Source organism: Microcoleus sp. F4-D5 (assembly GCF_036704885.1).
Lineage (GTDB): Bacteria > Cyanobacteriota > Cyanobacteriia > Cyanobacteriales > Microcoleaceae > Microcoleus.
The window spans coordinates 1-10,697 of sequence record NZ_JAUBSX010000030.1; the positions used below are offsets into that span (position 1 = coordinate 1).

Annotated in this window: 10 protein-coding genes; 5 read left to right on the forward strand and 5 right to left on the reverse strand. The window is 43.2% G+C overall.

Annotation, left to right across the window (positions count from 1 at the left end; genetic code table 11):
• Positions 1-200: 200 nt before the first annotated feature.
• Positions 201-971, forward strand: coding sequence for a DUF3226 domain-containing protein (locus tag QUA80_RS15650; RefSeq protein ID WP_333425934.1), 771 nt, complete (start codon positions 201-203; stop codon positions 969-971).
• Positions 972-1,013: 42 nt separating this feature from the next.
• Here QUA80_RS15650 and QUA80_RS15655 read toward each other — a convergent pair whose 3' ends face one another.
• From QUA80_RS15655 to QUA80_RS15670, 4 genes are all read right to left on the reverse strand, one after another.
• Positions 1,014-1,109, reverse strand: a complete 96-nt coding sequence (locus QUA80_RS15655) for a hypothetical protein (protein WP_333425936.1) — start codon at positions 1,107-1,109, stop codon at positions 1,014-1,016.
• A 12-nt stretch (positions 1,110-1,121) separates the two neighbouring features.
• Positions 1,122-1,280 carry a hypothetical protein gene (locus QUA80_RS15660; RefSeq protein ID WP_333425938.1) on the reverse strand — a complete coding sequence of 53 codons (159 nt, stop codon included), beginning with the start codon at positions 1,278-1,280 and terminating at the stop codon, positions 1,122-1,124.
• Complete coding sequence (locus QUA80_RS15665; protein WP_006633400.1) at positions 1,277-1,486, reverse strand: hypothetical protein; 210 nt, start codon at positions 1,484-1,486, stop codon at positions 1,277-1,279. Before QUA80_RS15665 ends, QUA80_RS15660 begins: the two co-directional genes overlap by 4 nt.
• A 262-nt stretch (positions 1,487-1,748) precedes the next feature.
• Entirely contained in the window at positions 1,749-1,982 is a 234-nt protein-coding gene (locus tag QUA80_RS15670; protein ID WP_190663608.1) for a hypothetical protein, read from the reverse strand.
• 188 nt (positions 1,983-2,170) lie between these two features.
• Here QUA80_RS15670 and QUA80_RS15675 point away from each other — a divergent pair, with 188 nt between their 5' ends.
• Positions 2,171-2,374, forward strand: coding sequence for a ribbon-helix-helix domain-containing protein (locus QUA80_RS15675; RefSeq protein WP_333425940.1), 204 nt, complete (start codon positions 2,171-2,173; stop codon positions 2,372-2,374).
• Positions 2,375-2,528: 154 nt separating this feature from the next.
• Here QUA80_RS15675 and QUA80_RS15680 read toward each other — a convergent pair whose 3' ends face one another.
• A complete protein-coding gene (locus tag QUA80_RS15680; RefSeq protein ID WP_333425942.1) occupies positions 2,529-3,995 on the reverse strand; it encodes a glycosyltransferase family 87 protein in 1,467 nt (488 codons plus the stop codon).
• Positions 3,996-4,295: 300 nt separating this feature from the next.
• On the opposite strand from QUA80_RS15680, the gene QUA80_RS15685 reads away from it, so the two are divergent.
• From QUA80_RS15685 to QUA80_RS15695, 3 genes are all read left to right on the forward strand, one after another.
• The gene (locus QUA80_RS15685; protein ID WP_333425943.1) at positions 4,296-5,480 is read left to right on the forward strand and encodes a M20 family metallopeptidase; all 1,185 of its coding nucleotides are present in this window, start codon (positions 4,296-4,298) and stop codon (positions 5,478-5,480) included.
• Between the two features lie 157 nt (positions 5,481-5,637).
• Positions 5,638-7,017, forward strand: coding sequence for a P-loop NTPase fold protein (locus QUA80_RS15690; RefSeq protein WP_015178322.1), 1,380 nt, complete (start codon positions 5,638-5,640; stop codon positions 7,015-7,017).
• A gap of 4 nt (positions 7,018-7,021) precedes the next feature.
• The coding region (locus QUA80_RS15695) for an nSTAND1 domain-containing NTPase (protein WP_333425946.1) at positions 7,022-10,697 on the forward strand (3,676 nt) is incomplete at its 3' end.

The following is a 10,697-nucleotide window of genomic DNA, read 5'->3' on the forward strand; positions in this document are numbered from 1 at the left end:
CCCTTCAAATGGACTTATTCGGGCAAAGCATTGAAGAAATAATCAATGGTAGGTTAACTCCCGCCTACGTCTACTAGCGATTCGGAGACAGACTTAGTTCTTTATCGTTTAGAGAAACAGGAGTCACAAACTAAAGCAGTTAGAATTGAACGGGAAAGACTGCAAAGATTGCGGGAGGATTTGGGGCAGGAGGTTCGCGTGTGAAATACGCCATTATTGGAGTAGAAGGCCCGCACGATCAGGCATTTGTCGGCAAGGTTCTCAAGCTTTTGGGTTTTAAAGATTTTCGGGACGAGTTGAAAGGATTAGATTCTCAGTTAGACCCCTTTTGGCGCAAATTTATTCCTGTTTATCCTAAAAAAGGAAATTTGTACAAACGTCTTGATATGCCTTCTATTCTGTTTAATGATATTCTATCTGTAGCTATTTATGCAGGTGAAGGAAGCAATCTTGTGACTAATTTGGATGACATTTTATTCGCAAATTCTGAGTATCAAACAAACTTGGCAGCATTCGGGATAGTTGCCGATTGCGATAAATCAACTCCCGATCGCATTGTCGAACCATATGCTAAGAAATTCCGAAGTTATTTTCCTAATTTTCCAGATCGCCCTGGTGTTGTAAATACCAGTAGCCCGCGTACAGGAGTCTATGTTTTGCCAGATAACGCTTCGCCCGGTGTGTTGGACACTTTGCTGTGTGAGTGCGGACAGATAGCTTATCCCGCGTACATGGAGAAAGCTAGTTCCTATCTAAATGAGTTTTCTGAGTCAGATAGAAAATTTTTAAAGTGGAAAAATTTCGATCGAGAAAAAGCTTTAGTTGCTACTGTTGTCAGTGTTCTCAAACCTGGGAAGACTAATACCACAAGTATTGCTGATAATAACTGGGTCAGCGAACAGACAAAGCAGCCGGTTCCGGGTTTGGCAAATTTTATTACGTTTTTGAGCCAACTTTTGGAATTGAGTTAATGGTCGTTGTTCCCAAACAGCAATATAGTTGAAGGGTAATGATTACGGAAAGTATCTGTAAATCTCTTTGCGGTGGAGTATCCTGACGAAATAGACTACGCCATCATTAACTTTAATACCGATTCGGTAATCACCCACTCTCAGGCGATATTAGTCTGCATCACCTTTTAGTTTTTTAACATTGCTGACTTCATTTAATTTTTCGGCGTTCTCAACTTCTTCTATCGCTTCCTGAATTCTTTGCAACAAGTCGGCATCAAGAATCTTGAGTAAATCCTTTTCAAAGCTCTTTTTAAACTCCACATTCATGGTTGCCTCTTCAGGATTTTGAAAATTTGCTCGCGGCTGACTGTTTCAGTATTTTCGCCTTCTTTGATAGCATTTTCCATCCCTATATCTTCTAGGGCTTCTGTTAAAATTTCAGAAAATACTTCTTTTTGTTCTTTTAATAACTCAAAAATCGCTGCTTTGAGCAATTCTTTAAGTTTTGTTTCGTCTAGAGTAATTTCAGACATTGCTTTTTTTGTGGTATTTATTTAAGGTTTTCATTATATCACGAAATAAAGCGGTTTATTTCAGTTTAAGGCTATTTAATTAAATTTATTCTAGCTAACTTTGGTTTGCGGGTAGTCAGAAACACGGTTTTTTACGGAAATACTACATCCGGGCCTTTAACAGTCGTGAAAAACCCGGTTTCTTTGGTATTTATGGGTAAGTCCTAAATGAGACAGAAAGGACGATCGCACTTCACAAAAAAAGTACGATCGCCCTCAAAGATTACTCTTTCCAGTAACGAGTTAAAATCCGAATCACCTCACCCGCTATCGGCGACGGTAGAGGCGGGCTCCATTCCCCAACTTCTGCAAAACCTAAAACGTGCAGCAGATTAACGATGCTGTCTACCGCTTTGGGAACGCCACACAACAGCAAACGAATCGGTTGCTTACCTTGAGGTACGTCAGGAATTTCTTCCCGGAGCAATTCGGGAACTGACTTTGGCTGTGATATCATACAGTTTCTCCTAAATATGGGAGTTCCAGCCCCCACCGAACGATCGTGAGTCTGAGCGGTGGGGGTTTGGTTTTGTGTCAACTCTAAAGTATCACGGTATGCACTCCGAGTCAACCCGTGATGGTGAAATTGATACTGTAGAGGTCAAAAAAAGGTACAATAGGGCAGTAAAAGCACAAATAACAGCCTTGCCCGCAAAACTCCCGAGAATAGTTGTATATCTTCCAGAAGAACTTAAAGCAGACCTAGAGCGGTTAGCCAAATCGCATTATCGGCCGGTCTCGAATATGGTGTTGACATTAATTCAAGAAGCAGTAGATGAGGCTAAATCTGAGGGGAGAATTCAAAGCGACGATCGATCGCACCAACAGAAAATCGACAGCGACGAGTAATATCATTTAAGGTTGTTTCTGGATGATTTAACCGCAGAGGACGCAGAGAGCACAGAGGAAGAGAAGAGAGAGATGAATAAATTTGTTATAAAATGATATGGTGAACACGCTACCTATTACTTGCTCTTGGCCAGATGAATGTCTATTTCCTGCTTCAGTTCGGTCGGTCAAATTCAGCAACCTGTTTTTGACGAAGAGATGTAATTGCTAAGACTAAAACACTTAACGTCAGGCCTAAAATCGCATAACTCGGTAGTGAAAAAATAGTTACTTTAAACAAATAAGGCAATTCCCCCCCCTTCCAGTTCCACCGCTTTCCTAGAAACACCAACAGCCCGCCATGAATCACAGCGGTTTGCACCATGACACAGCCAACTCCCAATAACCAAACCGACATTCTTTGCCTAGAGAAGGCAGAATTTTTAATCTGAAAACATAAATCATTCAGCAAAAAAACCACCGCCGGTGCTAACATCACAGAACTGGTGGGCTGTGAATAGTTGATAGCAATACTCAAAGTAGAAATTAGCACCATTTCAGATAAGTCAACTTTTTTTGACCAAGCATTCCGAGATTGTTTTTTGTAAAAATACCAACTCACTAAACCAACTAGCAGCAGAACAATCGAGTCAGAAAATAGTTTCGCCACGAAGGGACTATCGGGGAAAAATCTCGGGCCCATAACCCTTAAATCAAGGCGACTCATAGAAATATAAGCATTATTCGACGGATCGTTGAGCCAGAGTGGAAATCCACGAGTCGCATCCTGTAGAAATCCTGTTAAAGAATTGCCCGTTACAGCTAGACCTATAACTGCCAAAAAAGTTACCGTGACTAGAGATATAAAAACTAGCTGAAACCGTCTTTTGATTAAAAAATAAGGAATAAACAATACAACTAAAGTAGGTTTAAAAAGAGCAATTCCTAAGAAAACTCCTGCAATTATATCCCGATCGCTTCTAGCATAAATAAACATCCATAACAGCAGAACCGCAATAAAAGTTGCCACATTGCCAACTTGAAGATCGAATACAAAACCGTAGAGTAATGCAACTGATATACTACAAATAGTCCTCAAAGCTCGTGAGTGCGACACCAACAAGATATTCGCTCCCCATAAAACAAAACCTGTGGCAATAAGATGCAGCCAAGTCCAGATTGTGAATGCAGTCTTCATCGGGAAATAGCCCAAAAACCACAGCGGAGGAATAATATTAGGTGGATAAACAAAAGATGGAATAAACCCGCACACTTTTGTGATGCTACAGAAACCGCTGTTAAACACCTCGACATTAAACGGACTCAAATGCTGATGGGCTAATCTACTCGCTACATAAAACCACTTAAAATCCCAGTAAGGCGGATCGGGCCGATTAGTCAGATTGTAAACCAACCAACCGGTATAACTGAGAAATCGGGTGACAACTAATACAATAACTGCTTGCAAAATAAAGTTAACAATAGGTTGACGAAAAAACAAAGTCAACCTTTGGATCGAAGGATGTTTTAAAAACAAAGAATTTTGCCATGCTGTTTTTTCGCTATCTAATCGCCAATTAAATTTGAGAAACAAAGCGACTGTAATTAGAATTATTACATTCCAGAAGCCAAAGCTAATCATAGAAAATAATTTTAATAAATTTACTTTTTGACGATTCAAACCATAGATTGTTAACGACAAATCAGCATTTTAACCTAAAATGTTGACTTTTATTCCCCGTTTATACCTAACTCTCTCTTCTCTCTTTTCTCTGCGTCCTCTGCGCCCTCTGCAGTTACAAAAAAAATCTTATTGACAAACAAAATAGCACTGCCATCCAAAAGCCCGATCGCACTTTTGCCCCTTGTAACCCTGTTCACCCCCAAACATATGCGTTACTCTAGTTGACTACAACTTGTACCGCACTCCCCAACTAAATTCATGCTTCCCCGCATCCAAGAATTAGCCGCCACCCTTGCACCCCGCTTAATCGAAATTCGCCGGCACATCCACTCCCACCCCGAACTCAGCGGCCAAGAATATCAAACCGCAGCCTATGTAGCCGGAGTTCTCGCATCCAGCGGAGTCCGCGCCATCGAAGGAATCGGCAAAACAGGAGTGCTCGGCGAACTCAAAGGCAACAGCAGCGAGTCCCGGTGGCTGGCAATTCGCACCGATATGGACGCTTTGCCGATTCAAGAACGCACTAACTTAGAATTTGCCTCCCGCAACGAGGGAGTGATGCACGCCTGCGGCCACGACATCCACACCACAGTCGGTTTGGGCGCAGCCATGATATTGTCTCAGCTAGAAGAAAAATTGCCCGGTCACGTCCGCTTCTTGTTTCAGCCGGCGGAAGAGATTGCCCAAGGTGCTCAGTGGATGATTAAAGATGGGGCGATGCAAGATGTTGACGGCATCCTCGGAGTGCACGTTTTCCCGACGATTCCCGGCGGTTGCATCGGTATCCGCCACGGGGCACTGACGGCGGCGGCAGATGACCTAGAATTGATTGTGATAGGCGAATCCGGCCACGGTGCGCGCCCTCACGAGGCGATCGACGCAATTTGGATTGCTTCTCAGATAATTACCACTTTGCAGCAGGCAATTAGCCGCACGCAAAATCCTTTGAGGCCAGTGGTTTTGACGATCGGGCAAATTAACGGCGGACGAGCGCCGAACGTGATTGCCGATCGAGTAAAATTGCTGGGAACCGTGCGATCGCTGCATCCGGAAACCCACGAAAACCTGCCGGCTTGGATCGAACAAATTGTCTCCACCGTTTGCGCGACTTACGGCGCCAAGTACGAACTCACCTACAAGCGCGGCGTGCCCGGAGTCCAAAACGACCCAAAACTCACCCAATTACTCGAAACTGCCGCTTTAGAAGCTTTAGGTCGATCGCGCGTCCAAATTTTACCAGAACCATCCCTCGGCGCGGAAGATTTTTCGATGTACTTAGAACACGCACCGGGAACCATGTTTCGCTTAGGAGTGGGACTGAGTGACAAACCGAACTATCCCCTCCATCACCCGCAATTTGAGGTTGATGAAAGTGCGATCGTGACCGGCGCTGTCACCTTAGCCTATGCCGCCTATCAATATTGGAAACAGCATCAAAGTTGACACTTCCGCCCCTTTGAGGGAATGGTATTCTTGAGAGTTAGAAAACCATTAAGGTCTGAATTAACAGAACTTACGCATAACATCTATATGTAGGGTGCAACCTAAGTAGCGCGTAAGTCCTGATTAATTAACTGCCAATCCTGATTTAAAAAATTTTATGAAGCTAGATTTCGATCGATTTTTCGATGCCTGCAACCCCAGTCACTCCCTCAAGTTGGGAAATTCAGAAGATATTCGCTACTACATTGATTTTGCGGGAGTGCGCGGCGGGAAAATTATTGACATATTCAAACGGACAATTACCCGTCTGGCACGAGATAAACCGACTTGCCAATTATTTACCGGACATATTGGTTGCGGCAAGTCTACAGAATTGTCGCGACTGGAAAAAGAGTTGACAGATGAGGGGTTTCATGTAGTTTACTTCGAGTCAACCCAAGACCTCGATGAAATGGATATCGATTTGACAGATATCATGTTAGCGATCGCCCGGCGAGTCAGTCAAAGTTTGGAAGAGGGCAACATTTCCTTGCAGCCCCAGGGCTTTAAAGAATTCTTAAAAAACAGTTGGAATTTTTTACAGACTCCTGTGAGTTTAGAAGCTGAAGGAGAACTTTTTGGCAGCAAATATAAGGGCAATACAGACGGAAATCTGGAAGTTTCTCTGCCTTTAGGCATCGCCAAAATTACTGCAAAAATCAAAAGCAATCCCGACTTGCGTTCTAAACTGAGACAGTACATGGAACCGCAAGCGAATAAAATGTTAGAACTGATCAATCAAGAAATTATTGATGTAGCCATTAATCAGTTAAAGCAGCGGGGTAAAAAAGGATTGGTGGTGATTGTTGACAACTTAGACCGGATAGTTTTTCGGCCCAATGCAGCGGGGCGACTGTTGCCAGAATATATCTTTATTGACCGGGGCGATCAGTTGCGGAAACTGAATTGTCATTTAGTTTATACCCTGCCGCTGGGATTGATTTTTGGGAATGAAAGTGAAATTTTGAAAAATCGCTTGGGGGGCGGAGTTGACCCGAAAGTTTTGCCGATGGTACCAGTAAAGAATAGAGACGGCAGCGAATGTGTTGAGGGGATGAATTTGCTGCGGCGCATGGTGATGTCGCGGGCATTTCCCGATGTTTTGCCAGAGGAATATATTACATTAATTACCCAAGTTTTTGACAGTCCTGAAACTTTAGATAGATTGTGTCGCGTCAGCGGAGGTCATTTGCGAAACTTGATGGGGATACTGTTTGGTTGCTTGCAGCAAGAAGACCCTCCGATTTCCCAAAATGTGTTGCAATCTGTGATTCGCAGTTCCCGCGACAGTCTGATTCGCGGTATCGATAATGATGAGTGGGAATTACTCTTCAAGGTGGTGAAAGAACAAAGCATTAAGGGAGATAAAGAATACCAAGATTTGCTGCGAAATCTGTGGGTTTTTGAATATGTAGATAGTCAAGGAAATTGGTTTGGGCTGAATCCGCTGTTGATGGAAACTGACAAATTTAAGCTGTGGCAGCAGCAAAATTCGTGAGATTATGGTAAACTCAAATCCCGCCGAAGATATTGCCGCCGAAAATGAGCGATCGCTCTCTACTTTAGTAAGGACGATCGCCCGCTTTCAAGGAAAGTTTTCTTTAACTATAGTGCGCTGCAATTATGCTAGCTTGCGTTCTGCAATGCTGCAAAAGCTGCGCGATCGCTCTACTGTAGAATATCAAGAATTAGCCCTCGAACCTGCTACCAAAACACTTTATCAAACCATTCTCAATGCCGTCCAAGAGCAACCGCCGAAAGCTTTAATAGTTTTAGGTATTGAATCGGTGGTTGCTATTGATGACCTGTTAGCGGGGGCTAATAGAGCGCGAGATCGATTCAAGCAAGATTTTGCTTTTCCTTTGATATTATGGGTGACGGATGCCGTACTGTCTAAATTTAGTCGATCGGCTAACGATCTGAAGTCTTGGGCTCCTCCTCCAATTCAGTTTACCATGCCGCCCGATGATTTGATGAAGTTGTTGCAACAACAAGCAAATCAAGCTTTCGCTGATGTTGAGAATTTCAAATTAGATGACTGGGAAATGGAGTCGCTGGCGAATGATCTGCTAAATGCAGCATTAGACCAGGAATTGCAAGCTAGTTGGCAATTTATTCGGGGTTTAGTTCAATCTCAGAAAAATCAAATAGATTCAGCACTCGAACATTATCAGCAAAGTTTGACATTTTGGCAGCAAAATTGCCACTTAGAAAGACAAGGAATTGTCTGCCAGAAAATTGCTCGAGCTTACAACCGCAAAGCTGAATTGCACCGGGCAGGAAACCAAGGTTATTGGCAAGAAGCTAGAAAGTATTTACAGCAATCTCTGGAGAGTTTTGAGCAAGTGCAGCGACATGATTTAGCTGCGAAATGTATTAGCGAACTCTGCGAAGTGCTGCGACTTTTACAAGCTTGGGAAGAGTTGGAAAATTTAGCTAAAAAAGCCTTAGAAATGCACCAAATTTACGGCACTTCGAGTCAAGTAGCTGAAGATTACGGCTTTTTGGCTGAGGTGGCGCTGCAAGAATCTCAGTGGGAAACAGCTTGCCAATCGGCTCAATCAGCATTGGCTATTTTGGCACAACCAGGAGTATCCCAACAAAAGAATGGTTTGTATCGGTTACTTTTGGCAAAAGCGCAGCGAAATCACACTCAACAGTCAAAGGCAGTTAACAATTTAGAAGTAGCTAAAGAAATTACACAGCCTCAAGATGACGTGCAGCTTTATTTGAGGATTTTAGAAGAGTTGAGAACTCTCTATTTTGAGCAAGGCGAATATTTAAAAGCATTTTACATCAAACTAGAGCAACAAGAAGTTAAAAGCAAATATGGATTGCAAGCTTTTATCGGTGCCAGCCGCTTGCAGTCCCCGCAACAAATAATTGACATCGGTTTAGAATCCGGTAAGTCAAAAGCTGAAATTGTTGAGGAAATTGAAGCTGCTTCCGGGCGATCGCGCGATATTAAAGAGATAAGTACACGGATACGTACACCTGCTTGCAAGCTGACGATCGTTCACGGACAATCTGGGGTAGGAAAAAGTTCGATAATTCAGGCATGGTTAGTTCCGGCACTGCAACTGACAACTTTTGAAGCGCGGGACGTATTGCCTGTTTTAGTACAATCATATCATGATTGGGTGAGGGATTGCGGTGAGTGTTTGAAAGCAGGAATTGAACAATTAAAAGCTGTGAAGTTGCCAGGGGCGATCGACACCCCAACAGCTATTTTAAAACAGTTGCGACTGAATCAAGACCGTAATTTATTAACTGTATTAATCTTTGACCAGTTTGAGGAATTTTTCTTTGCTTATCGAGATCCAATTGGTAGGCGAGAATTATATGATTTTCTGGCTGAATGTTTAAATCAGATTAGTGACCTCAAAATTATCCTGTCGCTGCGGGAAGATTATCTTTTCTACTTGTTAGAGTTTAATCGCGCCACCAATTTATCAATAATTGATAACGACATTCTCACGAAAAAAATCTGCTATTACTTGGGAAATTTCTCAATTTCAGATGCAAAATCTATTGTTCAAACATTAACAAAAGGCTCTCAATTTTACTTGGACGATGATTTGGCAAACGCACTGGTAGCAGATTTAGCAGGTGAAGTGGGAGAAGTACGACCGATCGAACTTCAAGTCGTGGGAATGCAACTGGAAAAAAGGCAGATTACTCAACTGAGTGAATATCAGCAACTTGGCGATCGGGCAAAGCTCAAACTTGTTGAGGAATTTTTAGCAGAAGTTATCGCCGACTGCGGCAAGGAGAATAAAGACATTGCCGCACTTGTCTTGTATTTGCTGACGGATGAAAACAACACTCGTCCTCAGAAAACTTTGGTTGAATTAGCAGCAGATTTAGGAAGCGAGTCAGAAAAATTAGAGTTAGTTTTAGAGATTGTGGTTAAATCGGGATTGGTGTTAGAAGTGCCAGCAACTCCGATTGAACGTTACCAACTTGTTCACGATTATTTAGTGCATTTTATCCGCAAACAACGCGGTGCGGAATTACTAGAATTACGCCAAAAACTCAAGCAAACTGAAGCTGAAAAGCAGATCTTAGCAGAGGCGCGGCAGAAAGCAGAACAGTTGTTAGCAACAGCACAGAAATTGACAGAATTAGAGCGCGCTGCAAGCGATGCTTTGAGACTGTTTGAGTCCGGCAATAACCAAATAGATGCTTTAATCTTAGCCGTGAAGACTGGAAAAGAACTCAAAGCTACAGTCAAGGACGTTCGTTCCCTTGCAGATTACCCGATATATACTCCCCAGATTGCCCTCTACGAGATTCTCGATAACATCCGAGAACAAAATCGGTTTAAAGGACATCAAGCTTCGGTATTGAGTGTCAGTTTTAGTCCCGACGGCAAATACATCGCTACGGCATCAGATGACAATAGAGCCCGGTTGTGGGATGTCACGGGTAAATTGATACGAGAATTTAAAGGACATCAAGCTTCGGTATTGAGTGTCAGTTTTAGTCCCGACGGCAAATACATCGCTACGGCATCAGAGGACAAAACAGCCCGGTTGTGGGATGTAACAGGCAAGTTGATACAAGAATTTAAAGGACATCAAGCTTCGGTATCGAGTGTCAGTTTTAGTCGTGACGGCAAATACATCGCTACGGCCTCATGGGACGATACAGCAAGGTTGTGGGATGTAACAGGCAAGCTGATACGAGAATTTAAAGGCCATCAAAGTTGGGTATGGAGTGTCAGTTTTACTCCCGACGGCAAATACATTGCTACGGCATCAGCAGACTATACAGCCCGGTTGTGGGATGTCACAGGCAAGTTAATACAAGAATTTAAAGGACATCAAACAGCGGTATTGAGTGTCAGTTTTAGTCCTGACGGCAAATACATCGCTACCGCATCATGGGACAAAACAGCCCGGTTGTGGGATTTAACAGGCAAGCTGATACGAGAATTTAAAGGACATCAAGATGGGGTATCGAGCGTCAGTTTTAGTCCCGACGGCAAATACATCGCTACCGCATCATGGGACAAAACAACCCGGTTGTGGGATGTCACGGGGAAGCTGATACCAGAATTTAAAGGACATCAAAAAGCGGTATTGAGTGTCAGTTTTAGTCCCGACGGCAAATATATCGCTACGGCATCAAGGGACAATACAGCCCGGTTGTGGGATTTAACAGGCAAGCTGATAC